This is a genomic window from Mesorhizobium sp. 01N446, from assembly GCF_056399285.1.
In genome coordinates this window covers 244,084-269,123 of sequence record NZ_JBFTRA010000001.1, presented here as the reverse complement: position 1 = coordinate 269,123, position 25,040 = coordinate 244,084, and the positions used below count along the sequence as shown (strand labels likewise).

Below are 25,040 nucleotides of genomic sequence, written 5' to 3'. Positions count from 1 at the left end.
CGCTTAATGCTCATGTCGTCTCGCGCAGGAGATAGCCGACGCCGCGAATGCCGTTGATCGTCACCCCGGCATCGGCGTCGGCGAGTTTGCGGCGCAGGCGCGAGACGTGGGTGTCGAGCGCATTGGACTGGATTTCGTCGTCGAGGCCGAACACCGCTTCCATCAGCGCCTCGCGCTGCACCATGCGGCCGGTGCGCCGCATCAGCGCCTCCAGCACCAGGAGTTCGCGGCGCGGCAGGCTGAGCGGCTCGCCGCGGATCGCAGCCTCGCGGTGTCCGACATCGAGCACCAGATGGCCGGCGCGGATGAATTGCGACTGCATCGGCGCCGGGCGCCTGAGCAAGGCGCGCAAGCGGGCCAGCAATTCCTCGAAGGCGAACGGCTTTGCCAGATAGTCGTCCGCGCCCATGTCCAGCCCATCGACCTTGTCGGACGTGTCGCCCTTGGCCGTCAGCACCAGCACGGGCGTGGTGTTCGCCGCCGAACGCAATCGCGGCACCAGCGACAGCCCGTCGCCGTCCGGCAACTGGCGGTCGAGCAGGATGGCGTCGTAACTGTCGACCGCAACGAAGCCCTCCGCCTCAAGCAGCGTGCCGGCGTGATCGACCACCATGTCGTGGCGCTTCAGCGCCGCACGCAGCGCCGAGACCATTTCGGGCTCGTCTTCGACCAGCAAGATACGCATCCACACTCCCCGGCAACGAGCACACCGTATCGGGCGCTACAGCGCCAACATTGCGCAAACATGGCAAAGCCGAATGGCCCGCGGCCGGCAAGTTCTTTCTTTGCGCCAGCGCTATTGCGCAATGTCTATGCAATCCAGCCACGCCAAACAGCGCCGGTCGGCAGGAACCGCCCATGCCGGCGTCAAGGCGTCGGGCCCGACGATGCAACAGGTTCGGGTCCGACGCCGAAACGAAATCATGCGGCCACGCCAACTGCCTGGCGTGCCGTTGTCCGGGATTGAGGTTGGTTATGCCTGCACATGATGCCCTGTCTTTTCTCATGGCGTGGACCGTTGCGCCGTTCAGGGTCGGCTCCGTCACGCCGTCCAGCTCCAGCCTGTCGGCCTTGATGACACGTGACATCGGTCCCGAGACAGGCCCGGTGCTGGAACTCGGTCCCGGAACCGGCCCGTTCACACGGGCGCTGCTGTCACGCGGGGTGAGGGAAGAGGATCTGACGCTGATCGAATCCGATCCGGATTTTGCCGCACTTCTCATGCGCCGCTTTCCCGCCGCCCGGATTTTCGAGATGGATGCCGTCGGGCTGCGCCATCTGTCGCTATTCCCTGGGCCGGTGGTTGGCGCTGCCGTCAGCGGGCTGCCCTTCCGCCTGATTTCGCCGCGCAAGACCCTTGCCATTCTCGAAGGCGTTTTCGCGAATCTGCGCCCGGGTGGAGCGCTGTATCAGTTCACGCTTGGCCGGCGCTGCCCGTTCGACCAGTCGCTGCTCGACCGGCTCGATCTCGAAGTCACGCGGGTCGGCCATACTTTTCGCAATTTCCCGCCGGCTACGGTCTATCGCGTCACCAGGATCAATACGCTGGGGACCTATGACTGGCGCTTCGCATGACGGGTCCGCTGTCGGCCATTCTCGGCTTCGGCCTGTTCGGCGTCTTCTGCCTCGCCTTCACCGAGAAGATCCTGCCGATCCCGCCCTCGCATGTGCTGCTGCTGTTCCTCGGCATGACGGCGGCGCCGGATAGTCCGACGCTGGCGATCCTGCTGGCGGTGACGACGCTTGCCTCCTTCGCCGGCTGCCTTGTCTGGTATGGCGTTGGCCGCCGGATCGGATTCGACCGTGCCGACCGGCTGATCGAACGGGTTGGCAGATATATCTTCCTGCGCCCGGCAACCTACCGCAAGCTCGGCCAGGCCTATCGCCGCAATCATGTGCGGGTGTCCCTGCTGGCGCAGTTCATCCCGACGGTGCGCAATTATTTGCCGATCGCGGCCGGCGCGCTTTGTCTGCCTGCTCTGCCCTTCGCGATGGCGACGCTGCTCGGCGCCACCATCTGGAATGCGGGCTTTCTCCTGACCGGCTATCTCTTGCGCGGCAGCGGCCAGGATTCCTTCACGGTGGGTTTGCGCATCATCGTCATCGTCGTGGCGCTGGAAACGGCTTTCATGCTGGCATTGCGCTATGGCCCCGCATGGCGGCGGCGTATCATGCTGGCGCTTGGCTGAGCGCACGGCAGTCTCCGGTCATGGGATAAGTTCCGCCGTCGGCTTTCCTTCGCCCGGCCGCCGGTGTTTAGTCCGGCCATGGCCTTCACCATCCGCCAGTTGCAGTTCTTCATCGCCGTCGCCGAACAAGGCACGGTGTCGGGCGCCGCGCAGAACCTTTCCATCTCGCAGTCGTCCGTCACCGAAGCGATCAAGGAGCTCGAAAGCGATCTGGGCGTCGAATTGTTCGAGCGCCATCCGCGCGGCCTCAACATCACCCACAAGGGCCACCAGTTCCTGCGCCACGCGACCAAGATCCTCGCCGACGTCTCCGACGCCCGCCGCTCTTTTTCCGGCGAACAGGCGGTGGCGGGAGGGCGGCTGCAGCTCGGCGTCACCTCGCTGGTCGCCGGCTATGTGCTGTCGGATCTGCTGTCCCGCTACCGCCGCGCCTATCCCGGCGTCGAGGTCTCGGCCATCGAGGACAATGGCGACTACCTCGAGCACCTGCTCATCGGCGGCAAGCTCGACATCGCCGTCATGGTCACCTCCAATTTGCGCGACCGCACCGCGCTGCAATCGGAAATCCTGGAAGTGTCGGCCTACCGCCTGTGGCTGCCGCTCGGCCATTCGCTGGTCGGCGCCGACATCATCAGCATTGGCGATATCGCCGGCGAGCCGCTGATCATGCTCACCGTCGACGAGATCGAGGAGAACACGGGAAAACTGCTGACGGCGATAGGCGCCAAGCCGCATGTCGCCTTCCGCACCCGTTCGGTCGAAGCCGTGCGTAGCCTGGTCGCCACCGGCGCCGGCGTGGCGCTGCTGCCCGACCTTGTCTACCGGCCGTGGTCGCTGGAAGGCGACCGCATCGAATCGCGTGATATTTCCGGCTCCTTGCCGGTGGTGCAGGTCGGCATGGTCTGGCGGCGCGGCTCCGGCCTGCCGCAGGCGGCGCGCGACTTCATCGGCCTTGCCCAGTCGCAACGGACGGTCCGTCAACGCCTTTGAATGACGAGTACCCAATCTATCGGAAAAACCGATATCGTCGTTCTGATAAATGAATTTGCGAAACCGGAATTTTCCAAGCACCTTCAGTTTCAAGGACCAAAGCCGCCATTAGAGCGGCATCAGGTCCACGGACGAACGGATACGTTTTTCAGTCCGCGCGTGATCTGGCGAAAACCGGAGCGGTTTCGGGATCAGGCGCCAAAATGGGAGATCGATGATGAATTCATTCCTGAAGTCATGCACGGCGCTGACGGTCGCGCTGACCTTCTCCGGTCAGGCCATTGCCCAGGTCAAGGAACTCGGCAAGGGCGAGGGCCAGGTCAACATCGTTGCCTGGCCTGGCTATATCGAGCGCGGCGAGACCGACAAGGGCTATGACTGGGTCACCGCCTTCGAGAAGGAGAGCGGCTGCAAGGTCAACGTCAAGACCGCCAACACGTCGGACGAGATGGTCTCGCTGATGAACGAGGGCGGCTTCGACCTCGTGACGGCTAGCGGTGACGCCTCGCTGCGCCTCGTTGCCGGCAAGCGCGTGCAGCCGATCAACACCGATCTCATCCCGAGCTGGAAAAACGTCGACGACCGGCTGAAGGACGCTCCCTGGTTCACCGTCGACAAGGTGCATTACGGCGTTCCCTACCAGTGGGGCCCCAACATCCTGATGTACAACACCGAGGTGTTCAAGGAAGCGCCCAAGAGCTGGAACGTCGTGTTCGAGGAAATGAAGCTGCCGGACGGCAAGTCCAACAAGGGCCGCGTCCAGGCTTATGACGGCCCGATCCACATTGCGGACGCCGCCAACTATCTGATGTTCCACAAGCCGGAACTCGGCATCAAGGACCCCTACGAGCTCAACGAGGACCAGTACAAGGCAGCCCTCGAATTGCTGCGCGTCCAGCGCACGCTGGTCGGCCGCTACTGGCATGACGCAGCCATCCAGGTCGACGATTTCCAGAATGAAGGCGTCGTCGCCTCTGGTTCGTGGCCGTATCAGGTCAACACGCTGGTTGCCGCCAAGAAGCCGGTTGCCTCGACCGTGCCGGAAGAAGGCGTCACCGGCTGGGCCGACACCACCATGATGGAAGCCGACGCGGCCCACCCGAACTGCGCCTATATGTGGCTCGAACATTCGCTGTCGCCGAAGGTGCAGGGCGATGTCTCCGCCTGGTTCGGATCGCTCCCCGTGGTGCCCGCCGCCTGCAAGGGCAACGAGCTCTTGACCGACGAAGGCTGCAAGACCAACGGCTACGACAATTTCGACAAGATCAAGTTCTGGAAGACGCCGGTTTCGAAATGCGTCACCCAGAACGACCAGTGCCTGCCTTACTACCGCTGGGTGTCGGACTATATCGGCGTCATCGGCGGACGGTGATTTCCCTTACCCTCCCCCTGGTGGGGAGGGTCGACGCGCAGCGTCGGGGTGGGGGGCTGTCCGATAGATTCGCGCCATCACCCCCACCGGCGGCTTCGCCGCGACCTCCCCCGTCGAGGGGGAGGTGAAGCGGCGCGCGAATTTCGTGATCCTAGCCAGATTTGTAGCTGAGGATGATTTTGACAAAACCGGCAACAGACTGACAGTCCGATGACATCAGCCGTCTCCTTCCAGAAAGTCTCGCGCCATTTCGGCAGCGTTCGCGCCGTCGATGCGGTCGATCTCGACATTGCGCCGGGCGAGTTCTTCGCCATGCTTGGTCCCTCGGGGTCGGGCAAGACCACTTGCCTGCGCCTCATCGCCGGCTTCGAGCAGCCGACTTCGGGCTCGATCTCGATCTTCGGCGAACGCGCCGAGGGCGTGCCGCCCTATCGCCGCAACGTCAACACCGTCTTCCAGGACTATGCGCTGTTCCCGCATCTCAATGTGCTGGATAACGTCGCCTACGGGCTGATGGTCAAGGGCGTCGGCAAGGCCGAACGGCACAAGGCGGCCGAGGAGGCGTTGTCGCTGGTGCGGCTGCCAGGCTACGGCGCCCGCCGCCCCGGCCAGCTTTCCGGCGGCCAGCGCCAGCGCGTCGCGCTCGCCCGCGCTCTGGTCAACCAGCCCAAGGTGCTGCTGCTCGACGAACCGCTCGGCGCGCTCGACCTGAAGCTGCGCGAGAACATGCAGGAAGAGCTGAAATCGCTGCAGAAGGCGCTCGGCATCACCTTTGTCTTCGTCACCCACGACCAGGGCGAGGCGCTGTCCATGGCCGACCGCGTCGCCGTCTTCAACGACGGCAGGATCATGCAGATCGGCACGCCGGAGGATATCTACCAGCGACCCCGCACGCGTTTCGTCGCCGATTTCGTCGGCTCCTCCAACGTGCTACCGCCGGATTTCGTCCAGCGTTATTCCGGCCAGCACCGCTGGGGCAGCCTTCGCCCTGAATCCGTTCGCGTCAGCCGTGCCGCAAGCGGCGAAGGCGTCGCCGCCCGACTGATCTCGACCAACTATCTCGGCGCCACCACCAGGCTCGCGCTCGACGCCGATGGGTTGAAGCTGCACGCCGTGGTGCCGGCCGGCACCGCCCTGCCTGCCGAAGGCGAGGCGGTCATGCTCACCTTCAACCGCGAGCACCTGCACCTGATGGATGAACCGGCATGAGCGTCGACGCCACCATGCCACGCGCCACCGCCCCCGCCATCCTGCCCGGCAGCGGCGGCATGCGCGGCGCGCTGTCGGACTTGTTCTGGCGCCGGCCGCAACTGCTTCTGCTGCTCATGCTTTTGCCGCCTGTGCTGTGGCTCGGCATCGTCTATATCGGCTCGCTCTTCGCGCTGCTGGCGCAGAGCTTTTTCTCCATCGACGAGTACTCCGGCCTCATCAACCGCCAGTTCACGCTGAAGACCTATGGCGATCTGCTCCAGGCCGCCAATCTCGACATCATCCTGCGCACGGTCACTATGGCGGCATTGGTCACGCTGGCCTCGGCCATCGTCGCCTTTCCGATCGCCTACTACGCCGCGCGCTATGCGCGTGGCCGCTGGAAGGCGCTGTTCTATCTCGGCGTCATGCTGCCGCTTTGGTCGAGCTATCTGGTCAAGATCTATGCCTGGAAGCTGATCCTCGCCAAGGAAGGCATCCTCACCTGGCTCCTCGCCAAACTGCATGTGCTGTGGCTGCTCGATGCCTGGCTGTCGCTGCCGGTCGTCGGCGGCAACTCGCTGTCGGTGTCGTTCACCGGCACCTTCATCGTCTTCGTCTATGTCTGGCTGCCCTTCATGATCCTCCCCGTTCAGGCGGCATTGGAGCGCGTGCCCGGCAATCTGGTCGAGGCTTCTTCCGATCTCGGCGCCTCGCCGGGCCAGACCTTCCGCAACGTTTTGTTCCCGCTGGCATTGCCCGGCATTGTCGCCGGCTCGATCTTCACCTTTTCCCTGACATTGGGCGATTACATCATCCCGCAGATCATCGGCACCTCGCGCCTGTTCATCGGCCAGGCCGTCTATTCGCAGCAAGGCACCGCCGGCAACATCCCGCTCGCCGCAGCCTTCACCGTCGTGCCCATCGTCATCATGGGCTTCTACCTCTGGGGCGCCAAGCGCATGGGGGCCTTCGATGCGCTCTGACCGTGGCCAGTCGGCTCCGCCCGGCCTGAAGATCGCCGCCGCCTGCGGCCTGCTCTTCCTGCATCTGCCGATCCTGCTGATCTTCGTCTACGCCTTCACCACCGAGGAGAAGAGTTTCGTCTGGCCACCGCCAGGTCTGACCACGCAGTGGTTTGCCGTCACCTGGAACCGGCCCGACGTCTGGGAGGCGCTGTCGCTGTCGGTGCGCGTCGCCGCCATTTCGACGGCGATCGCGCTGGTGCTCGGCACGCTGTGCGCCGCCGCGGTGTCACGGACGAAATTCTTCGGCCGCGAGACCATCTCGCTGCTGGTCATCCTGCCCATCGCGCTGCCTGGCATCATCACTGGCATCGCGCTGCGCTCGGCCTTTTCGCTCGCCGACATCCCCTTCTCGTTCTGGACGATCGTACTCGGCCACGCCACTTTCTGCGTGGTCGTCGTCTATAACAATGCGGTGGCCCGCTTCCGCCGCACCTCGGGCTCGATGATCGAGGCCTCGATGGATCTCGGCGCCGACGGTTTCCAGACCTTCCGCCATGTCGTGCTGCCCAACATCGCCACCGCGCTGCTTGCCGGCGGCATGCTGGCCTTAGCCTTGTCTTTCGACGAAGTCATCGTCACCACCTTCACCGCCGGCCAGCAGCAGACCGTGCCGATCTGGATGCTGGAGGAACTGATCCGTCCGCGCCAGCGTCCGGTCACCAATGTCGTGGCCATGGTCGTCGTGCTGGTGACACTGCTGCCCATCCTGTTTGCCTATTACCTCACCCGCGACGGCGACCAGATCGCCGGCAGTGGGAAATGACAACGGCGAATAGGGAGTAGCGAATAGCGAATAGGGAAATCGCCAACCGCCCCTATTTGCTGTCAGCTATTCGCTACTCGCTCCTGACAAAGGAGAAACCCAATGGATACCGAGATGCTGATCGGCTCGAAATTCGAGAACGGCGCCGAGACCGAGGAGGCGATCCTCAATCCGAAGACCGGGGCGACCATTATCAACCTGCCCGAGGCCGGCCAGGCGCAGATCGAGGCGGCGGTGGCTGCCGCCGAACAAGCGTTCGTCCTGTGGTCGCGCACCACGCCCGCGCAGCGCTCTGGCTATCTCCTCAAGATCGCCGACCGTATCGAGGCCGAGGCCAAGGAGTTCGCCGCGCTCGAGGCGCTGAACTGCGGCAAGCCGATCAATGCCGTGCTCAACGACGAGATCCCGGCCATCGTCGACTGCTACCGCTTCTTCGCCGGCGCGGTCCGTTCCATGCCGGGCGTCGTGGCGGGCGAATATCTGCCCGGCCACACCTCGATGGTGCGGCGCGACCCGATCGGCATCGTCGCCTCGATCGCGCCCTGGAACTACCCGCTGATGATGATGGCCTGGAAGCTGGCGCCGGCGATCGGCGGCGGCAACACCGTCGTCTTCAAGCCGTCGGAGCAGACGCCGCTGACGGCGCTGAAACTGGCCAGGATCCTGGCCGATATCCTGCCCGAAGGTGTGGTCAATGTCGTGCTCGGCCGCGGCGACAGCGTCGGCAACGCGCTGATCAACCATCCCAAGGTCAACATGATCTCGATCACCGGCGACGTCGCCACCGGCAAGAAGGTGCTGCAGGCCGCCGCCAAGTCGGTCAAGCGCACGCATCTCGAACTGGGCGGCAAGGCCCCGGTCATCGTCTTCGACGACGCCGACCTTGGCGCGGTGGTCAACGGCTTGCGCGCCTTCGGTTACTACAATGCCGGCCAGGACTGCACCGCCGCCTGCCGCATCTATGCCGGCAAGAAGGTCTACGACAAGCTTGTCGCCGATCTGTCCTCGGCTGTTTCGACCATCAAGTACAACCAGCCGGACGACACCGAAAACGAGATCGGCCCGCTGATCTCGCGCCGCCAGCGCGACCGCGTGTCGAGCTTCGTCGAACGCGCCTCGGAACTGAAGCACATCGAGATCACCACCGGCGGCAAGCCGGGCGAGGGCACCGGCTTCTACTACCAGCCGACCGTCGTCGCCGGCGCGCTGCAGGAGGACGAAATCGTGCGCCGCGAAGTGTTCGGCCCGGTCGTCTCGGTCACCCGTTTCACGGAAGTGGACGAGGCAGTGAACTGGGCCAATGACAGCGACTACGGCCTGGCGTCATCGGTGTGGACCAAGGACGTCTCGCGCGCCATGGCGACGGCGGCGCGCCTGCAATATGGCTGCACCTGGATCAACACCCACTTCATGCTGACCAACGAGATGCCGCATGGCGGGCTGAAACAGTCCGGCTACGGCAAGGACATGTCGCTCTACGCGCTGGAAGACTATACCGCCGTGCGGCATGTGATGGTTGCGCATGGGTGAGAAGCGGTCCGCGCAGCGGGCGAAAAGCCCCAAATGGGCTTTTCGAGCGACGAACGCCCGGAGCCATGGCGAAGGGCCGGGCGGTGGCCATTTCCCTTCTGCCCGATCACGGGGAGAAGATGGCCCGAAGGGCCGGATGAGGGGCGGCGCAAACCTGGCTGAGGTTGGCTCCGCCCCTCATCTGCCTGCCGGCATCTTCTCCGCGTAAACGGGGAGAAGAACGCTATTCGACGATGCGATAGATGTTCCACAGGCTGGTGCCTGACACGACATAGGGCTCCATCTCCTTGCCCCATTTGGCATGGGCGTCGATCTTGCCGATCTTGGCGAACATCGCCTCCAGCTGGGCCAGGCTTTCGACCTGGTGATGCGACTCTAYCGTCGCTTCCCGCGCGCCGATCGATCCGGTCATGATCTGGAACTTCAGCTCGGCGAGACCGACCTGCGAGCCGATCTCGCGTTCCCATTTCTTCAACAGGTCAAGCACGGTCTGCTTATGCCCGAATTTGGCATCGATCTGCCATCTGGCGCTGAACATCTTCTTCTCCTCCGGGTTGCGGCCAGAGCATGATCCCGAAAACGGAATCCGGTTTTCGGAAAAGGATCATGCTCCAGCACGAAAACGGAGCCCMATCCCACTTCAATCGGGATAGACAGGCTCCGCGATTGATCTACTCGTCCCAGGCCTGCACGACCGTCTGCCGCGTGATGCGCCCGTTCTTGAGCTCCAACATCGCCGCGGCAAACACCTTGGTGCCGTCCGGATAGGCGCAAGCCTGGGTGAAGGCGAGGCTGTCGCCGTCGGCGATCGTGGTGTCGACCTTGTGGGTCATCGCCCGGCTGCAGATGTCGTCCCAGAAGGTGGCGATCGCCGCGCGCCCGCGGACTTCGCGCGGCTTGCTCGGGGGGTTGTTGCGGTCGATCACACGCACCAACGCGTCGTCGGCATAAAAGCTAGACAACATCTTACCATCGCGGCTCTCGATCGCCTTCTTGATCGCCGCGCCATCCACGACTTGAGTCTTGGTCAGCATCTTATCCTCCATGTGCCCGTCTTCACGATCGGGCGGTTGATATTCGGTAGGGGCTGCCCGGCGCTCGTCGTCGGGCAGGGATTTTCACTGCGACTTCGCCTTGACGGCCGCGAAGACGTCATCGGTCTGCTTCTTGAACGTGGCGAGATCGACCTGGCTGCCGTTGAGCATCGTCGACCAGTGGCGCACGATCGCCGCCATCGCGATCGTTTCCTTGATTTCCTCGTCGCTCGCACCGTTGAGCTTGGCCGCCTCGGTGTGGAAATAGATGCAGTACTGGCAAGGTATCTGCGAGGCGACCGCAAGGCCCATCAGCTCTTTGGTCTTGCCGTCGAGCGCGGTTTTCGGGTTGAGCTGGACGCCCTTGATCTCGGCCCAGGCGCCGGCGACCGCGACATCAGGCAGTGTCTTGAACATGTCCGGCACCGAGCCGAGCGTCGCCTGGATGTCCTTGTAGGCGGCTGTCGCCGAAGCATCCTCGGCCTTTGCGGGAGAGATCGTGGACAGCGCGCCAATGCCTGCCGCGATCACAAATGATCTGACGTTCAGTTTTGACTTGAGCATTTCATCCTCCGTTCGCAGTGCCTTCCCGGCGATATCCACCTCGGCCTGCATGGGGGAATTGATAGCGCTTACATCGGTGTGCCCGCTTCGCCCGAAAGCGCCATGGCTCTCATGGCCCGTCCGGGCCAGTGTGCCTGGCGGAAAATGCCGCCGCCGCCGCGCGCGATGGCAGTTCGAGCTTGAGCAGAATGTTGGCGACGTGGCGCTTGACCGTGTGTTCGCTCAGCCTGAGCTCGGCTGCAATCGCGGCATTGCTCTTGCCGTCGGCAATCAGGCTCACCACCTCGCTTTCCCGCGCCGTCAGCACGGCCGGTTCGCTCGTTTTGGTCCTGGCGCGGCAGTCAGGCTCCAGATGCTGTTCCGACATTGCCCGCACCAGTGCCATCGGCTCGTCCAGATCGTCCAGCGTGACCCGGCTGGCGTCTTCAAAATGCAGGCCCGAGCCGGTTGCCAGATCAGCGACCAGCCGCGACGCCAGGATATCGCCTCGGCTGGCCTGCGCGGCGAGTTGCATCGTCACCCGCGCCGTCAGCCCAACTGGCGGCCCGCGCAGTTCGATCTCACCGACATGCGCGCCCTGCGCGCTTGCCACGCCGATGCCTTGTGCCGCCTCGCGCAGCGCCGCCGCACAGCGTATGGCGCGCGCCGGCCCATCGAAGCGCGAAATCATCATTTCGCCTTGCGTACCCAGCGCGCGGCCACCATGGCGGCCGACCAGCGACCGCCAGGTTTCCTGGAAGCGCTCGCTGCGTTCGCTCCACATACGGTCGCCCATCCGTGTCGTATCGTAGATGCGCGTCACCAGGAGTGCCGCCAGCACGCGGTCCGCTTCGGCGACGGCGCGCTCGCCGGTCAGGAACTCCTCGATCAGGTCGGCGACCCGGTCGACATCGCCGGTCCAGATCGGATGGTCACGCCCCGGAATCTCGACCAGCCGCGCATTCGGAATCCTCTTGGCCAGGAAGCGGCTGGCGTCGGGATCGACCCGCGCATCGTTGCGGCGATGGATCAGCAGCGTCGGCGCGCTGATTGCCGCCAGCACGCCACGTACATCGATTTCCGCATTCATTCGCGCCAGTGCCACTGCTGCCGTCGGGCTCGCTGACAGCCGCTCGAAACGCGCCCACCACTGGGTAAAATGCGCGTCGTCGACCCGCCCCGGCGCGAAATTCGGTAAGGTGGCTCCGGTGCCCCAGGCCGTCTCGGCCGTGGCGATGAAGGCATCGAGGCGTTCGGGCGGCATCACCCATTTGTGGAAATGCGCATAGCCGCCATAGAGCGCCAGCGCGCGCGTCCGCTCGGGATAGGTGGCGGCGAACAGCATGGCCATCGGCGCGCCTTCCGAGGCGCCAAGCAGGGCAGCACGACCACTGCCGGCGGCGTCCATCACCGCGCGCACATCGTCCATGCGCGTTTCAAGACTGGGCAGGTTGTGCGCATCGACACGGTCGGAAAGACCGGTGCCGCGCTTGTCGAACAGGATCAGCCGCGAGAATGCCGAAAGCCGCCTCAAGAGCCTTGTGTAGCCCTCGTCTTCCCAATGCAGGTCGAGATTGGAAATGAAGCCCGGGACGAAGACGAGATCAAGCGAACCCTGGCCGACCACCTGATAGGCGATCCGCACCTCGCCACTGAGGGCATATCGGGTCTCGATCGGCCTCACGAGGTTTCTTCCGCCCCGCCTGACGATTTCTGATCGTCAAACATAGCAGAGCCGCGCCGATAGCGGCAGCTCAAACTTTAGCGAAAGTGAATGTAAGCGCGGACGGCCCGTTGCGGCTATTTCTGCGACGCGGCGGCGTCGGCCGGGAAGGGCTTGAGCCCGAGCTTGATATCGGCCTCGGCTGGCGTGATCGGCCGCTTGATCCTGGCCGATGCAGCCACGACGAGCTCGTCGAAGCCTTCCCCGCTGTCCAGCAGCTCGAAGAACTGCCGCCGCATCCTGGGTTCCCAGAATTTGTTGATGTGCTCGGCGACGCCGGCAACACCTTCCTCGCGCGACTTGGAGTGGAAGAAGGCCGCGATCTGGTTGGCCATGCGCACCAGCTTTTCGCTGGTGCTCGTGACGTGGTCTTCGTCATGCGACATGCTGGGCAACTCCCAAAACCACCCGGTCCGGGTGGGTGAAAACATCGAAATCTTCGCCGCGCACCAGCGCCACCAGCGTCATGCCGGCCTCATCGGCGGTGCGGATGGCAAGCGCGGTCGGCGCCGAGACGGCGGTGATGAAGGCCGAGCCGATCGCCGCCGTCTTCTGCACCATTTCGACCGACACGCGCGACGTCACCACGACGGCGCCCGACGCGCCGCCGATGCCGGCCTTGGCCAACGCGCCGGCCAGCTTGTCCAGCGCATTGTGGCGGCCGACGTCCTCGCGCGCCATCACGACGCCCTTGCCGGGAATGTAGAAGCCGGCGGCATGCACGGCTCCGGTTTCCTGATGCAGTGGCTGCACCTTCGACAAGAGCTTGACGGAGCGGACGATGTCGTCGGCACCAAGCGTAAGTTTTGACGCACCAACGGCATCGACCGATCGCATCGCTTCCTCGATGGATTCGATGCCGCAGAGCCCGCAGCCGACCGGTCCGGCAAGCCTGCGCCGCCGCGCCTCGAAGCGTGTATTGGCCAGGTCCTTCAGCCGGATCTGAATATCGATGCCGGCGCCATGATCCTCGACCTCGATCGCCTCGATCTCTTGCGGGTCGGCGATGATGCCTTCGGTCAGTGAGAAACCGAGCGCGAAATCCTCGAAGTCGGCGGGGCTCGCCATCATCACCGCATGGGTGGTTCCGGCAAAGGAGAACGCCACCGGCGTCTCCTCCGGCACCATGCGGTTGGCAGCAGCCGTGCCGCTGGCGCGGTGCGCCAGCCGCGATATCTCGGTCGTTGCTTTGCGGCGCGCGGCCACGGCTACTCCGCTGCCTGCAGCGCGGCGATGCGGCGGCTGTTCCTGGCCTGCTCGTCATACTCGCGCTGCCAGTCCGACGGGCCGTTGGAAGCGCCGACCTGCACCGCCGTCACCTTGTACTCCGGACAGTTGGTCGCCCAGTCGGAGAAGTCGGTGGTGATGACGTTGGCCTGCGTGTCCGGGTGGTGGAAGGTGGTGTAGACCACGCCCGGCGACACCCGGTCGGTGATCAGCGCCCGCAGCGTCGTCTCGCCGGAGCGGCTGGTCAGCCGCACCCAGTCGCCGTCGCGCAGGCCGCGGTTCTCGGCATCGTGCGGGTGGATCTCCAGCCGGTCTTCCGAGTGCCACATGACGTTGTCGGTGCGCCGCGTCTGCGCGCCGACATTGTACTGGCTGAGGATGCGGCCTGTGGTCAAAAGCAGCGGGAAGCGCGGCCCGGTCCTCTCGTCCGTCGCCACATATTCGGTGCGGATGAACTTGCCCTTGCCGCGCACGAAGCCGTCGATATGCATGATCGGCGTGCCGAGCGGGGCCTTCTCGTTGCAGGGCCACTGCACCGATCCGACGCGGTCGAGCAGCTCGAAGGAGACATTGGCGAAGCTCGGCGTCGTCTGGGCGATCTCGTCCATGATCTGCGACGGATGCGTGTAGTTCCAGTCGAGCCCGATGGCGCGGGCAAGCTCCTGCGTCGCCTCCCAGTCGGCATAGCGCGCCTTCGGTTCCAGCACCTTGCGCACCATGTTGATGCGGCGCTCGGCATTGGTGAAGGTGCCGTCCTTTTCCAGGAAGGTCGAGCCCGGCAGGAAGACATGCGCGTAGTTCGCCGTCTCGTTGAGGAAGAGATCGTGCACGACGACGCATTCCATGGCGGCGAGACCGCCGGCGACATGCTTGGTGTCGGGGTCGGACTGCAATATGTCCTCGCCCTGGATGTAGATGCCCTTGAAGGAGCCGTCGACGGCGGCATCGAGCATGTTGGGGATGCGCAGGCCGGGTTCGTCGTCCAGCTTCACGCCCCACAGGCTCTCATAGATGTCGCGCACGGCTTCGCCGGAGATGTGGCGGTAGCCGGGCAGTTCGTGCGGGAAGGAGCCCATGTCGCACGAGCCCTGCACATTGTTCTGGCCACGCAGCGGGTTCACGCCGACGCCCGGCCGGCCGATATTGCCGGTGGCCATGGCGAGGTTGGCGATCGCCATCACCGTGGTCGAACCCTGGCTGTGTTCCGTCACGCCGAGGCCGTAGTAGATCGCGCCATTGCCGCCCTTGGCGTAGAGCCGCGCGGCACCGCGGATCAGCTCGGGGTCGACACCGGAAAGCTTGCCGACGATCTCGGGGCTGTTTTCCGGCAAGGCGACGAAGGATGCCCAGTCCTGGAACTCCGTCCAGTCGCAGCGTTCGCGGATGAAGGCTTCGTCGAAAAGCCCTTCGGTGACGATGACATGCGCCAGCGAGGTCAGCACCGCCACGTTGGTGCCGGGCTTCAGCGGCAGGTGATAGTCGGCCTCGATATGCGCCGACTTGACCATCTCGGTGCGGCGCGGATCGAGCACGATCAGCTTGGCGCCCTGGCGTAGCCGCTTCTTCAGACGCGAGGCGAACACCGGGTGCGCCGAAACCGGATTGGCGCCGATGACGACGGCGACGTCGGTGAATTCGACCGAGTCGAAATCCTGCGTGCCGGCCGAGGTGCCGTAGGTCTGGCCGAGCCCGTAGCCGGTCGGCGAATGGCAGACGCGGGCGCAGGTGTCGACGTTGTTGTTGCGGAAACCCTGCCGCACCAGCTTCTGGACGAGATAGGTCTCCTCATTCGTGCAGCGCGAGGAGGTGATGCCGCCGATCGAGGTGCGGCCATACTGGTACTGGATCCGGCGGAATTCCTTGGCCGTGTGGGCGATCGCCTCTTCCCAGCTCACCTCCCGCCACGGATCGGAAATCTTCTCGCGGATCATCGGCGACAGGATGCGGTCCTTGTGGGTGGCGTAGCCATAGGCGAAACGGCCCTTGACGCAGGAATGGCCGTGGTTCGCCTTGCCGTCCTTGTAGGGCATCATGCGGATGACTTCGTCATCCTTCACTTCGGCCTTGAACGAGCAGCCGACGCCGCAATAGGCGCAGGTGGTGACGGCCGAGCGTTCCGGCATGCCCTTCTCGAGCACCGTCTTCTCCCGCAGCGCGTCGGTCGGACAAGCCTGCACGCAGGCGCCGCAGGACACGCATTCGGAAGCGATGAAATCCTCATGCATGCCGGCGACCATGCGCGATTCGAAACCGCGGCCTTCGATGGTCAGCGCGAAGGTGCCCTGCACCTCCTCGCACGCCCGCACGCAGCGCGAGCAGACGATGCACTGCGCCGGATCATAGGTGAAATAGGGATTGGATTCGTCGCGGGCGATGTAGTCGACCGCCAGCGAGCCATGGCCGGGCGCCACGCCGTCTTCCTGCTTGACGTGGTTGCGGCCCTCGACGCCGTAGCGGTTCTCGGTCAGGCCGACCGACTTCGCCACCGTGTCGAATTCGCTGGCGCCGGTGCCGGCCTTCTCGTTCCAGCCGGTCGGATGGTCGGAGACGTAAAGCTCCATGACACCGCGGCGGATGGCGTCGAGCCGGTCGGACTGCGTGCGCACCACCATGCCTTCGCCGACCGGCGTCGTGCAGGAGGCCGGCGTGCCGCCGCGGCCTTCGATCTCGACCAGGCAGATGCGGCACGAGCCGAACGAGTCCAGCATGTCGGTGGCGCAGAGCTTCGGGATCTCGACGCCGCCTTCCATCGCCGCGCGCATGATCGAGGTGCCTTCCGGCACCGTGACGCTGCGGCCGTCGACGCTCAGCGTGACCTGCTTTTGCGCCCGCGATTCCGGGGTTCCGTAGTCGATCTCTTCGACGAGCGGTGGGAAGTCGGCCTTGATGTTCATCTGCCAGCTCCTATTCAGCAGCCACGCGCGCCGGCGCGGGCTTGAAATCTTCGGGGAAATGCGTGATCGAGCTCATCACCGGGTAGGGCGTGAAGCCGCCCAGCGCGCACAGCGAACCGAACTTCATCGTGTTGCAGAGGTCGGTGACCAGAGCGAGGTTCTTTTCCGGCTCGATGCCGGCGGCGAGCCTGTCGATGGTCTCGATGCCGCGCGTCGAGCCGATGCGGCAGGGCGTGCACTTGCCGCAGCTTTCGATGGCGCAGAATTCCATGGCAAAGCGCGCCTGCTTCAGCATGTCGGCCGTGTCGTCGAACACGGTGATGCCGGCATGGCCGATCAGCCCGTCACGCTTGGCGAATTCTTCGTAGTCGAACGGCGTGTCGAACAGGCCGCGCGGGAAATAGGCGCCAAGCGGTCCGCCGACCTGCACCGCCTTCACCGGACGGCCAGTGGCCGTGCCGCCGCCGATATCGTCGACGATTTCACCCAGCGTCAGGCCGAAGGCGGTCTCGAACAGGCCGCCATTCCTGACATTGCCGGCGATCTGGATCGGGATCGTGCCGCGCGAGCGACCCATGCCGAAATCCTTGTAGAAGGCCGCACCCTTGTCCATGATGATAGGCACGGAGGCCAGGCTGATGACATTGTTGATCACCGTCGGCTTGCCGAACAGGCCCTGGATGGCCGGCAGCGGCGGCTTGGCGCGCACCACGCCGCGCTTGCCCTCCAGGCTGTTCAGCAGCGAGGTTTCCTCGCCGCAGACATAGGCGCCGGCGCCGACGCGGATTTCCATGTCGAAGGCGTTGGGCGAACCCAGCACATTGACACCGAGCACGCCGGCCTTGCGGGCGATTTCGACGGCCTTGTTCATTGTCGCCACCGCATGCGGATATTCCGAGCGGATATAGACGAAGCCCTTGGTCGCGCCGGTGGCGATGCCGGCGATCGCCATGCCTTCGATCAGCACGAAGGGGTCGCCTTCCATGATCATGCGGTCGGCGAAGGTCGCGCTGTCGCCCTCGTCGGCGTTGCAGACGATGTATTTGCGCTCGGACGTCGTATCCAGCACCGTCTTCCACTTGATGCCGGTCGGGAAGCCGGCGCCGCCGCGGCCGCGCAGGCCCGAGTCCGTAACCTGCTTGACGATGTCGGCCGGCGCCATGGCCACGGCGTTCTGCAAGCCCTTGAGCCCGCCGAGCGATTTGTAGGCGTCGAGCGAAAGCGGGTCGTTGATGCCGCAGCGGGCAAAGGTCAGCCGCGTCTGCTTGGCCAGGAACGGGATCTTGTCGGGCGCACCGAGCCAGCGCTTGTGGTGGCCGCCGGTGAGGAAGCCGCTGTCGAACAGGCTCTTCACGTCGGAGGGCTTCACCGGTCCGTAGGCGACGCGGCCGTTGGCAGTCGCCACTTCGACCATGGGCTCGAGGAAATAGGCGCCGCGCGAGCCGTTGCGCACGATCTTGGCTTCGATGCCGCGTTCGGCGAGTTCCGCGCGAACAGCCTTGGCCACCTTTTCGGCGCCGAGCGCCAGCGCGCCGGAATCGCTGGGAATGTAGATGCGGGGGATCATGAGCGCACCTCGGCAAGGATCTCGTCGATCTTCTCGTCATCGAGCCGCCCGATCACCTCGCCGTCGAGCATCGCCGACGGCGAACAGGCGCAAAGCCCGAGGCAATAGACCGGCTCGAGTGTGACCGATCCGTCGCGGGTGGTCTCATGGAAACCGATGCCCAGCAACTGCTTGATCTTGGCGGCTACGGCATCCGAGCCCATCGACTGGCAGGCTTCCGCCTGGCAGAGCTTGAGCACATGCCGCCCGGCCGGACGGGCACGGAAATCATGGTAGAAGGTGACGACGCCGTGCACCTCGGCCCTGGAGAGGTTAAGCCCATCCGCGATGACCGGCAGTGCCGCCTGCGGCACGTGGCCGAACTCTTCCTGGATCTCGTGCAGGATCGGCAGCAACGGGCCTTCGAGGCCCTTCATCTCCTGGATAATCGCCGCCGTGCGCGATGCGATCTCGGTACTTGCAGGCTGCATCGTCATGCAGCGCCCTCCCTGGTCGGTAGCGTTCTAGCGCTAAGTCGTTACAAAAACAGAGGAAACTAGCGAAATCAATAAAGCTGATCCGTCGCTTGATAGAAATTTTCTATCAAGCACGCTCAGCCGCCATTCTCTACCCTAGCGGTGGTTGCGGAAATCGTCTGCCAGCGCCATTGCCTCGTCCAGCAGCGCCTGCACCAGCGGCGTGTGCGGTTCGCGCGGCGCGGCCACAAGGCCAACCGTGTGGCTGGCGTCGGGCTCGACGATCGGGATGGCCCGGATCGGTTCTGAAAAGCCGAATGTTTCCGCGAGGTTGAGCGGCATGATCGACGACCATTTGCCGGTGCGTATGTGCGAGAACAGCACGATCATCGAGTTGGATTCCAGCGTCGGCCGCACCTGCACGCCGGCCTCGGCCAGATGCTGGTCGATGATGCGGCGGTTCTGCATGTCCGGCGTCAGCAGGCACAGCGGCAACCGGCTGATCTCGGCCCATGTCACTTTGTCGCGGTCGGAATAGGGGTTTCCGACCGCCGTGATCAGCTGATAGCGCTCGTCATACAGCGGCACGCTGGTCACCCGCCCCAGCGGCTCGTTGTCGAGATAGGTGATGCCGGCGTCGATGTCGAAATTGCCGAGCAGCGACAAGACTTCGATCGAGGTGCGCGACAGCACCGAGAAGGTGACGCCCGGATGCTTTTCGCGAAACGGCGTCGTCAGCCGCGCCACCATGGCGAGTGCCGTCGGGATGGCGGCGATGCGGATGCGTCCGGAAAGGCCGTGGCGCGCCGCGCGCATTTCCTCGCGCATCGTCCTTGAATCGCCGACGATGCGGCGCGCCCAGACCAGCACCTGCTTGCCCTCCGGCGTCAGCCCCTGGAACCGCGACCCGCGGTTGACCAGCATGACGCCGAGCTGCCCCTCCAGTTGCTTGATGCCGGCCGACAGCGTCGGCTGGGTGACGCCGCATGCTTCCGCCGCCCGGCCGAAATGCTCTTCCTTGGCCAATGCGATGAAGAATTCGAGTTTGTCGATCATGCCGTGCCTTTTGCCTCGCCCCCACGAAATCGCGCAGCGAGCCGTTGATTGATCATCGCGCATGCGGCGGCGAATGGCGACAGCAAGCAATAACCAATTGATAATATTTGGTTCGCCATCATGGTCGATGCGGCAGGGGCGCCGAAGATAGGTGGTTCGCATGCTCCAGGAGCATTCGGAAATGCCGGCGCCTTCCGCCGCCGACCTGCGCGAAGCAGCACGGCTCAGGGCCGTCGAGCGCTTCGATGTTCTGGACACGCCGCGCGAAGCGTCGTTCGACCGTATCACGCGATTGATCAAGACGGTCTTCGATGTCCCGGTCGCCATCGTCTCGGTCATTGACGGGCACCGCCAATGGTACAAGGCCTGCGAGGGCCTGGCGGTCAATGAAGTCGGACGCAAGGCGACATTCTGCCAGTACACGATCCTTAGCGAGGAGCCGCTGATCGTCACCGACGCGACCAAGGATCCCCGTTTCGCCGACAATCCCATGGTCAGGAACGATCCTCATATCCGCTTCTACGCGGGCGTGCCCTTGCGAAGCCGCGACGGCCACAACATCGGCAGTGTCTGCGCGATCGGCTACACGCCGCGCGAATTCAGCGACCGCGATATCGCAATCCTGCAGGATTTCGCCGATCTTGCCATGGACGAGCTGGAACTGCGCCAGCACGCCTCCAGTGATGCGCTGACCGGCGTGCTGTCGCGGCGGGCCTTCATCGACCAGGGCAACAAGGCATTCGCGCTGGCGCAGCGCCAGCGCTTCGATTTCTCCTGCATTGCGTTTGATGTCGACCATTTCAAATCGGTCAACGACAATTTCGGCCATGCCGCGGGCGACAAGGTCCTGAGTGGTGTGGCCCGGCAATGCAGTGCAACCCTGCGGGACGTCGACATATTCGGACGCGTCGGAGGTGAGGAATTCGCGGTGCTTCTCTACACCGGCCGCAACGGTGCGCTTGAATCCGCCGAGCGGCTGCGTGGCACCATCGAGGCCATGCGGATCACGCACGGCGCACATGAAATGCAGGTCACCGCGAGCTTCGGAATTGCCTCGCTCGACCCGGCGACCAGCGGCCTGCAGGAACTGATCGAACGCGCCGACGCCGCCATGTACCGCTCGAAGCAAGCCGGCCGCAATCGGACCTCGGCCTGGAATTCCTCCCAGGGCGATCAGGTACGGCCGCGGCGCAGGGTGCTGAAGGCCGGGCAGATCGTCTTCAACGCCCGCATGTCGACCATCGACTGCACGGTTCGCAGCATTGGCGAGGATGGTGCCACCATCGACGTTTCGAACATCGCCGGCATTCCCGGCCAGTTCGTGCTGGCCATCAGGGCGGATCGGTTCGAGACGAAATGCCGGGTCGTCGCCCAGGCCGAAAGGCGTCTGGAACTCGCCTTCGAGTGATCGGGCTCCGACGGCCCCGGTGCTCAATCCACATATTTGAGCCGGCTTACTGTTCCCTGCGGCGCGATGCGGCGCTATGTGGATGAAACTGGGAGGTCGACAATGCTGGGCTGGTTCCGCAAGCTGCTGCCACGCGAGGATCGTTTCTTCGAGCTCTTCGAGCGGCATTCCCGTACGGTGGTCGGCGGCGCGGAAGCGCTGCAGCTGCTGCTTCAGGGCAAGGACATCGATCGCTGGTGCCAGAAGATCGTCGATCTCGAGGACGAGGCCGATCATATCACGGCGGAAGTCCTGCTTGCCGTACGGCGCTCTTTCATCACGCCTTTCGATCGCGGCGACATCAAGGATCTGATCCAGTCGATGGATGACGCCATCGACATGATGCACAAGACCGTCAAGACGGTGAGGCTGTTCGAGAAGAGGGAGTTCGATCCGCTGATGCAGGAAATGGGTGCCGTCATCGTCGACGCCGCCCGCTTGGTCGCGGAAGCGATCCCGCTGCTCGCCAAGGTCGGCGCCAACAGCGCACGCCTCAACGCCCTCGCCGAGGAGGTGATGCGCGCCGAAGGCCGGGCCGACGATTTGCACGAGCAGGGCCTGAAGGACCTGTTCAGGCGCCATGGCCGCGGTGACGCGATGGCCTATCTCATCGGCAGCGAAATCTATGGCCAGCTGGAGAAGGTGGTCGACCGTTTCGAGGACGTCGCCAACGAGATCAGCGGCATCGTCATCGAGAACGTCTAGTCGATGGACGTCGCGATCGCTTTTCCCCTGTTGGCCGGCCTCGTCGCCGTCGCGCTGTTCTTCGATTTTCTCAATGGTCTGCACGATGCGGCCAATTCCATCGCCACCATCGTCTCCACCCGCGTGCTCCGGCCGCAATATGCAGTGCTGTGGGCGGCCTTCTTCAACTTCATCGCCTTCATGTTCTTCGGCCTGCATGTCGCCGAGACCGTTGGAAAGGGCATCGTCGACGTCAGCATCGTCACGCCGGCAGTGATCTTCTCGGCCCTGGTCGGCGCCATCGTCTGGAACATCGTCACCTGGATCGCCGGCATCCCCTCGAGCAGTTCGCACGCGCTGATCGGCGGGCTGGTCGGCGCCGGCGTTGCAAAGGGAGGCGTCGGCGCCATCGTCTGGTCGGGACTTGGCAAGACGGTCGCCGCGATCGTGCTGTCGCCGGCGACCGGTTTTGTCCTGGCGCTCGTCCTGGTCCTCGTGGTTTCGTGGCTGTTCGTGCGCCAGACGCCGTTCGCCGTCGACAACACGTTTCGCGTCCTGCAGTTCTTTTCCGCCTCGCTCTATTCGCTGGGCCATGGCGGCAACGATGCCCAGAAGACCATGGGCATCATCGCCGTGCTGCTCTATTCGCAAGGCATGCTCGGCGAGAAATTCTACGTGCCGCTCTGGGTCGTTCTGACCTGCCAGTCGGCGCTGGCGCTCGGCACGCTGTTCGGCGGCTGGCGGATCGTCCACACAATGGGGTCGAAGATCACCCGGCTCAATCCGATGCAGGGCTTCTGCGCCGAAACCGGCGGCGCCATAACGTTGTTCGCCGCCACCTGGCTTGGCGTTCCCGTATCGACCACGCATACGATTACCGGCGCCATCATCGGCGTCGGCGCCGCCCGCCGCGTCTCGGCGGTGCGCTGGGGCATCGCCGGCAACATCGTCATCGCCTGGGTCGTCACCTTGCCGGCGACGGCGGCGATCTCGGCTCTCACCTATTTCGTCACAAAAATGGCAGGCTGACCCGAAGCGGCGAAGCCTATTTGTCGACGAGGTTCAGGATATTGCCGTCGGGGTCCTTGAACCAGGCGACCTTCATGCCGTCGCCGACATGGACGTCGCCTTCGAGCGTCAGGCCGGGCATCTCATAATGTTCGAAGGCCACGCCCTTCGATTTCAGCGATTTGACGACATCGCCGATCTGGTCGCCAACCGTAAAGGTCAGTGCCGTCGCCTTGTTGGTTCCGGCAAATTGCGAGTGATAGACATTGATCAGCGTGGCACCGCTTTTGTAGACAATGAGTTCGCCGCCCATGTCGTCGACCTGCTTGAGGCCTAGCGTGCCCTCATAGAATGCCTTGGCCCTCGCCAGGTCCTTGACGGCGAGATTGGCCGTTGCGTTGCTGTTTTGAAGCATGACCGTCTCCTTCCCGGATAGTCGTGTCTCGCTCAGGCAACCGAAATAGGGCGCGCTGCCCGTTTGGCCATCGGCAATTGCCGGCAGGAAGTGTCATCCCGCAAAATCCGACAGCATCGGTCGTTTTCCGTGGCACGCTGGCTAAGCCTTTGCGTCACGGCTTGGTTCTCGTTGGAAACTGCACTATCTGGATCGCAAAACGCCGAGGAAAGATCATGACCGTCACCAAGGAAATCGTCACCGAGCGCCTGAAGACGGTCAATGGGCCGGACTTCACCGGCAACATCGTCGACCTCGGCATGGTTTCGGAGATTTTCATCGCCGATTCGAAAGTGTTCTTCTCGATCACTGTTCCCGCCGCCAGGGCGCAGGAAATGGAACCGCTGCGCGCCGCCGCAGAACGGGTGGTGAAAGCAATTCCCGGCGTCGCCGGTGCCGTAGTGGCGCTGACGGCGGAGAAAAAGGGCGGCGGCATGGAGGCGCCGGTCCCGGCGCGCGCCGCGCCCAGGCCGGCACCGCCGGCGGCTCCGCAGCGTCCCGCGCCGCAGGCGCCGGCCTCGCAAAGCTCGGGCAAGCGCGGCGTCCCGGGCATCGAGGCGATCATTGCGGTTGCCTCGGGCAAGGGCGGCGTCGGCAAGTCGACCACCGCCGTCAATCTGGCGCTGGGCCTTGCCGCCAATGGCTTGAGGGTCGGCGTGCTTGATGCCGACATCTACGGCCCCTCCATGCCGAAGCTCCTCAACATTCACGGCCGGCCGCAGACGGTCGACGGCAAGATCCTGAAGCCGATGGAGAATTACGGCCTCAAGGTGATGTCGATGGGCTTCCTCGTCGATGAGGAGACGCCGATGATCTGGCGCGGGCCGATGGTGATGTCGGCGCTGACGCAGATGCTGCGCGAGGTCGAATGGGGCCGGCTCGACGTGCTCGTCGTCGACATGCCGCCCGGCACCGGCGACGCGCAGCTGACCATGGCCCAGCAGGTGCCGCTGGCCGGCGCCGTCATCGTCTCGACGCCGCAGGACCTGGCGCTGATCGACGCCCGCAAGGGGCTGAACATGTTCAAGAAGGTCGACGTGCCGCTGCTCGGCATCGTGGAGAACATGAGCTATTTCATCGCGCCCGACACCGGCAAGCGCTACGACATTTTCGGCCATGGCGGCGCGCGTCGCGAGGCCGAACGCCTCGGCGTGACCTTCCTCGGCGAAGTGCCGCTCGAAATGGGCATCCGCGAAAGCTCGGATGCCGGGGCGCCTGTGGTTGTCTCGAAGCCCGATAGCGCGGAGGCCAAAACCTATCGCGACATCGCCGCCAAGGTCTGGGACAGGGTCAATGAAGAGCGCGGCGCGGCCCAAGCGGCGGTGCCGAGCATCGTCTTCGAGTGAACCCGCAGCGCAAGGGTCAGCCGCCGACCTTCTCGCCGAAGCTGGAAAAGAACTGCCCGGCCAGTTTCTTCGAAGTCGACTCGATCAACCGGCTGCCGAGCTGGGCGATCTTGCCGCCAACTTCGGCCTTGGCCGCGTATTTCAGGATCGTGGCATCCGCTCCATCCTCGGTCAGCGTCACATCGGCGCCACCCTTGGCAAAGCCGGCAATGCCGCCTTTGCCTTCGCCGTGGATGGTGTAGGAATGCGGCGGCTTGAGGTTTTTCAGCGTCACCTCGCCGTTGAAGGTCGCCTTGATCGGGCCGATTTTCACCACCACGGTGGCCGCCATCTCGGTCGGCGACTTCATGTCGAGGCTCTGGCAGCCGGGAATGGTCGCCTTCAAAACCTCGGGATCGTTCAGCGCTTCCCAGACTTTTTGCAGGGGTGCGGCAATGCGTTCCTCGCCTTCGATCACCAAAGCCATCAAGAACCTCCCGGAAACAATGGTACGAAGCCCTAGCGCAGGGGCGCCGTTGTGTCTATCGCACCAAAGTGCGGGT

The 25,040-nt window shown here is 64.3% G+C and carries 25 protein-coding genes; 12 read left to right on the top strand and 13 right to left on the bottom strand.

Going from position 1 to position 25,040, the window contains the following annotated elements:
* Nucleotides 1-10 precede the first annotated feature (10 nt).
* On the bottom strand, nt 11-685 hold the full coding sequence (locus tag AC1DPX_RS01240; protein WP_140888298.1) for a response regulator transcription factor: 675 nt from the start codon (nt 683-685) through the stop codon (nt 11-13).
* 320 nt (nt 686-1,005) lie between these two features.
* On the opposite strand from AC1DPX_RS01240, the gene AC1DPX_RS01235 reads away from it, so the two are divergent.
* The 8 genes from AC1DPX_RS01235 (at nt 1,006) to AC1DPX_RS01200 (ending at nt 9,060) form a co-directional block, all read left to right on the top strand.
* On the top strand, nt 1,006-1,575 hold the full coding sequence (locus AC1DPX_RS01235; RefSeq protein ID WP_477234026.1) for a class I SAM-dependent methyltransferase: 570 nt from the start codon (nt 1,006-1,008) through the stop codon (nt 1,573-1,575).
* The gene (locus tag AC1DPX_RS01230; RefSeq protein ID WP_477234024.1) at nt 1,572-2,189 is read left to right on the top strand and encodes a DedA family protein; all 618 of its coding nucleotides are present in this window, start codon (nt 1,572-1,574) and stop codon (nt 2,187-2,189) included. The genes AC1DPX_RS01235 and AC1DPX_RS01230 overlap by 4 nt, the downstream gene beginning before the upstream one ends.
* A 78-nt stretch (nt 2,190-2,267) precedes the next feature.
* The gene (locus AC1DPX_RS01225; protein ID WP_202356446.1) at nt 2,268-3,179 is read left to right on the top strand and encodes a LysR family transcriptional regulator; all 912 of its coding nucleotides are present in this window, start codon (nt 2,268-2,270) and stop codon (nt 3,177-3,179) included.
* A gap of 217 nt (nt 3,180-3,396) precedes the next feature.
* Nucleotides 3,397-4,551 carry an ABC transporter substrate-binding protein gene (locus tag AC1DPX_RS01220; RefSeq protein ID WP_477234022.1) on the top strand — a complete coding sequence of 385 codons (1,155 nt, stop codon included), beginning with the start codon at nt 3,397-3,399 and terminating at the stop codon, nt 4,549-4,551.
* A 210-nt stretch (nt 4,552-4,761) separates the two neighbouring features.
* Complete coding sequence (locus AC1DPX_RS01215; protein WP_202356444.1) at nt 4,762-5,760, top strand: ABC transporter ATP-binding protein; 999 nt, start codon at nt 4,762-4,764, stop codon at nt 5,758-5,760.
* Nucleotides 5,757-6,725 (top strand): ABC transporter permease, encoded by a 969-nt coding sequence (locus tag AC1DPX_RS01210; RefSeq protein ID WP_477234020.1) that lies wholly within the window; start codon nt 5,757-5,759, stop codon nt 6,723-6,725. Before AC1DPX_RS01215 ends, AC1DPX_RS01210 begins: the two co-directional genes overlap by 4 nt.
* A complete protein-coding gene (locus AC1DPX_RS01205; protein WP_477234018.1) occupies nt 6,715-7,530 on the top strand; it encodes an ABC transporter permease in 816 nt (271 codons plus the stop codon). Before AC1DPX_RS01210 ends, AC1DPX_RS01205 begins: the two co-directional genes overlap by 11 nt.
* 102 nt (nt 7,531-7,632) lie before the next feature.
* Nucleotides 7,633-9,060 carry a gamma-aminobutyraldehyde dehydrogenase gene (locus AC1DPX_RS01200; RefSeq protein WP_477234016.1) on the top strand — a complete coding sequence of 476 codons (1,428 nt, stop codon included), beginning with the start codon at nt 7,633-7,635 and terminating at the stop codon, nt 9,058-9,060.
* A 223-nt stretch (nt 9,061-9,283) separates the two neighbouring features.
* Here the strand turns inward: AC1DPX_RS01200 and AC1DPX_RS01195 are convergent, their stop codons facing one another.
* The 10 genes from AC1DPX_RS01195 to AC1DPX_RS01150 all read right to left on the bottom strand — a co-directional run bounded on the left by AC1DPX_RS01195 (nt 9,284) and on the right by AC1DPX_RS01150 (nt 19,559).
* The gene (locus tag AC1DPX_RS01195) at nt 9,284-9,598 is read right to left on the bottom strand and encodes a hypothetical protein (protein ID WP_477234014.1); all 315 of its coding nucleotides are present in this window, start codon (nt 9,596-9,598) and stop codon (nt 9,284-9,286) included.
* Nucleotides 9,599-9,731: 133 nt separating this feature from the next.
* Complete coding sequence (locus AC1DPX_RS01190; protein ID WP_202356440.1) at nt 9,732-10,094, bottom strand: nuclear transport factor 2 family protein; 363 nt, start codon at nt 10,092-10,094, stop codon at nt 9,732-9,734.
* An 84-nt stretch (nt 10,095-10,178) separates the two neighbouring features.
* The gene (locus tag AC1DPX_RS01185) at nt 10,179-10,658 is read right to left on the bottom strand and encodes a carboxymuconolactone decarboxylase family protein (protein ID WP_202356439.1); all 480 of its coding nucleotides are present in this window, start codon (nt 10,656-10,658) and stop codon (nt 10,179-10,181) included.
* Nucleotides 10,659-10,767: 109 nt separating this feature from the next.
* The gene (locus AC1DPX_RS01180; RefSeq protein ID WP_477234012.1) at nt 10,768-12,321 is read right to left on the bottom strand and encodes an alpha/beta fold hydrolase; all 1,554 of its coding nucleotides are present in this window, start codon (nt 12,319-12,321) and stop codon (nt 10,768-10,770) included.
* A gap of 116 nt (nt 12,322-12,437) precedes the next feature.
* Nucleotides 12,438-12,746: a formate dehydrogenase subunit delta gene (locus tag AC1DPX_RS01175; protein WP_477234010.1), complete on the bottom strand. Its 309-nt coding sequence runs from the start codon at nt 12,744-12,746 to the stop codon at nt 12,438-12,440.
* The gene (gene fdhD / locus AC1DPX_RS01170) at nt 12,736-13,566 is read right to left on the bottom strand and encodes a formate dehydrogenase accessory sulfurtransferase FdhD (protein ID WP_477234008.1); all 831 of its coding nucleotides are present in this window, start codon (nt 13,564-13,566) and stop codon (nt 12,736-12,738) included. The genes AC1DPX_RS01175 and fdhD overlap by 11 nt, the downstream gene beginning before the upstream one ends.
* Before the next feature lie 2 nt (nt 13,567-13,568).
* Complete coding sequence (gene fdhF / locus AC1DPX_RS01165) at nt 13,569-16,481, bottom strand: formate dehydrogenase subunit alpha (RefSeq protein WP_202356435.1); 2,913 nt, start codon at nt 16,479-16,481, stop codon at nt 13,569-13,571.
* Nucleotides 16,482-16,491: 10 nt separating this feature from the next.
* Nucleotides 16,492-18,048 (bottom strand): formate dehydrogenase beta subunit, encoded by a 1,557-nt coding sequence (locus tag AC1DPX_RS01160; protein WP_477234006.1) that lies wholly within the window; start codon nt 18,046-18,048, stop codon nt 16,492-16,494.
* Nucleotides 18,045-18,524, bottom strand: a complete 480-nt coding sequence (locus tag AC1DPX_RS01155; protein WP_202356433.1) for a formate dehydrogenase subunit gamma — start codon at nt 18,522-18,524, stop codon at nt 18,045-18,047. Before AC1DPX_RS01155 ends, AC1DPX_RS01160 begins: the two co-directional genes overlap by 4 nt.
* A 135-nt stretch (nt 18,525-18,659) precedes the next feature.
* Nucleotides 18,660-19,559, bottom strand: coding sequence for a LysR family transcriptional regulator (locus AC1DPX_RS01150; protein WP_202356432.1), 900 nt, complete (start codon nt 19,557-19,559; stop codon nt 18,660-18,662).
* A 181-nt stretch (nt 19,560-19,740) separates the two neighbouring features.
* Here AC1DPX_RS01150 and AC1DPX_RS01145 point away from each other — a divergent pair, with 181 nt between their 5' ends.
* The 3 genes from AC1DPX_RS01145 (at nt 19,741) to AC1DPX_RS01135 (ending at nt 22,719) form a co-directional block, all read left to right on the top strand.
* Entirely contained in the window at nt 19,741-20,967 is a 1,227-nt protein-coding gene (locus AC1DPX_RS01145; protein WP_477234003.1) for a sensor domain-containing diguanylate cyclase, read from the top strand.
* 102 nt (nt 20,968-21,069) lie between these two features.
* Nucleotides 21,070-21,711 (top strand): DUF47 domain-containing protein, encoded by a 642-nt coding sequence (locus tag AC1DPX_RS01140; protein ID WP_202356430.1) that lies wholly within the window; start codon nt 21,070-21,072, stop codon nt 21,709-21,711.
* A gap of 3 nt (nt 21,712-21,714) precedes the next feature.
* Entirely contained in the window at nt 21,715-22,719 is a 1,005-nt protein-coding gene (locus AC1DPX_RS01135; RefSeq protein ID WP_477234001.1) for an inorganic phosphate transporter, read from the top strand.
* 16 nt (nt 22,720-22,735) lie between these two features.
* Here the strand turns inward: AC1DPX_RS01135 and AC1DPX_RS01130 are convergent, their stop codons facing one another.
* Nucleotides 22,736-23,113 (bottom strand): VOC family protein, encoded by a 378-nt coding sequence (locus tag AC1DPX_RS01130; protein ID WP_202356428.1) that lies wholly within the window; start codon nt 23,111-23,113, stop codon nt 22,736-22,738.
* A gap of 215 nt (nt 23,114-23,328) precedes the next feature.
* Between AC1DPX_RS01130 and AC1DPX_RS01125 the strand changes: the two genes are divergently transcribed.
* Nucleotides 23,329-24,498 carry an Mrp/NBP35 family ATP-binding protein gene (locus AC1DPX_RS01125; RefSeq protein ID WP_477233999.1) on the top strand — a complete coding sequence of 390 codons (1,170 nt, stop codon included), beginning with the start codon at nt 23,329-23,331 and terminating at the stop codon, nt 24,496-24,498.
* A 16-nt stretch (nt 24,499-24,514) separates the two neighbouring features.
* On the opposite strand, the gene AC1DPX_RS01120 is transcribed toward AC1DPX_RS01125, so the two are convergent.
* Nucleotides 24,515-24,964 (bottom strand): SRPBCC family protein, encoded by a 450-nt coding sequence (locus AC1DPX_RS01120; protein WP_202356426.1) that lies wholly within the window; start codon nt 24,962-24,964, stop codon nt 24,515-24,517.
* Nucleotides 24,965-25,040 lie beyond the last annotated feature (76 nt).

Excerpts from the sequence above, each read along its gene's own strand:
- AC1DPX_RS01240 (WP_140888298.1), bottom strand. The coding sequence starts at position 685 with ATGCGTATCTTGCTGGTCGAAGACGAGCCCGAAATGGTCTCGGCGCTG.
- AC1DPX_RS01235 (WP_477234026.1), top strand. The coding sequence starts at position 1,006 with ATGGCGTGGACCGTTGCGCCGTTCAGGGTCGGCTCCGTCACGCCGTCC.
- AC1DPX_RS01230 (WP_477234024.1), top strand. The coding sequence starts at position 1,572 with ATGACGGGTCCGCTGTCGGCCATTCTCGGCTTCGGCCTGTTCGGCGTC.
- AC1DPX_RS01225 (WP_202356446.1), top strand. The coding sequence starts at position 2,268 with ATGGCCTTCACCATCCGCCAGTTGCAGTTCTTCATCGCCGTCGCCGAA.
- AC1DPX_RS01220 (WP_477234022.1), top strand. The coding sequence starts at position 3,397 with ATGAATTCATTCCTGAAGTCATGCACGGCGCTGACGGTCGCGCTGACC.
- AC1DPX_RS01215 (WP_202356444.1), top strand. The coding sequence starts at position 4,762 with ATGACATCAGCCGTCTCCTTCCAGAAAGTCTCGCGCCATTTCGGCAGC.
- AC1DPX_RS01210 (WP_477234020.1), top strand. The coding sequence starts at position 5,757 with ATGAGCGTCGACGCCACCATGCCACGCGCCACCGCCCCCGCCATCCTG.
- AC1DPX_RS01205 (WP_477234018.1), top strand. The coding sequence starts at position 6,715 with ATGCGCTCTGACCGTGGCCAGTCGGCTCCGCCCGGCCTGAAGATCGCC.
- AC1DPX_RS01200 (WP_477234016.1), top strand. The coding sequence starts at position 7,633 with ATGGATACCGAGATGCTGATCGGCTCGAAATTCGAGAACGGCGCCGAG.
- AC1DPX_RS01190 (WP_202356440.1), bottom strand. The coding sequence starts at position 10,094 with ATGCTGACCAAGACTCAAGTCGTGGATGGCGCGGCGATCAAGAAGGCG.
- AC1DPX_RS01185 (WP_202356439.1), bottom strand. The coding sequence starts at position 10,658 with ATGCTCAAGTCAAAACTGAACGTCAGATCATTTGTGATCGCGGCAGGC.
- AC1DPX_RS01175 (WP_477234010.1), bottom strand. The coding sequence starts at position 12,746 with ATGTCGCATGACGAAGACCACGTCACGAGCACCAGCGAAAAGCTGGTG.
- fdhF (WP_202356435.1), bottom strand. The coding sequence starts at position 16,481 with ATGAACATCAAGGCCGACTTCCCACCGCTCGTCGAAGAGATCGACTAC.
- AC1DPX_RS01160 (WP_477234006.1), bottom strand. The coding sequence starts at position 18,048 with ATGATCCCCCGCATCTACATTCCCAGCGATTCCGGCGCGCTGGCGCTC.
- AC1DPX_RS01155 (WP_202356433.1), bottom strand. The coding sequence starts at position 18,524 with ATGACGATGCAGCCTGCAAGTACCGAGATCGCATCGCGCACGGCGGCG.
- AC1DPX_RS01150 (WP_202356432.1), bottom strand. The coding sequence starts at position 19,559 with ATGATCGACAAACTCGAATTCTTCATCGCATTGGCCAAGGAAGAGCAT.
- AC1DPX_RS01145 (WP_477234003.1), top strand. The coding sequence starts at position 19,741 with ATGCCGGCGCCTTCCGCCGCCGACCTGCGCGAAGCAGCACGGCTCAGG.
- AC1DPX_RS01140 (WP_202356430.1), top strand. The coding sequence starts at position 21,070 with ATGCTGGGCTGGTTCCGCAAGCTGCTGCCACGCGAGGATCGTTTCTTC.
- AC1DPX_RS01135 (WP_477234001.1), top strand. The coding sequence starts at position 21,715 with ATGGACGTCGCGATCGCTTTTCCCCTGTTGGCCGGCCTCGTCGCCGTC.
- AC1DPX_RS01130 (WP_202356428.1), bottom strand. The coding sequence starts at position 23,113 with ATGCTTCAAAACAGCAACGCAACGGCCAATCTCGCCGTCAAGGACCTG.
- AC1DPX_RS01125 (WP_477233999.1), top strand. The coding sequence starts at position 23,329 with ATGACCGTCACCAAGGAAATCGTCACCGAGCGCCTGAAGACGGTCAAT.
- AC1DPX_RS01120 (WP_202356426.1), bottom strand. The coding sequence starts at position 24,964 with ATGGCTTTGGTGATCGAAGGCGAGGAACGCATTGCCGCACCCCTGCAA.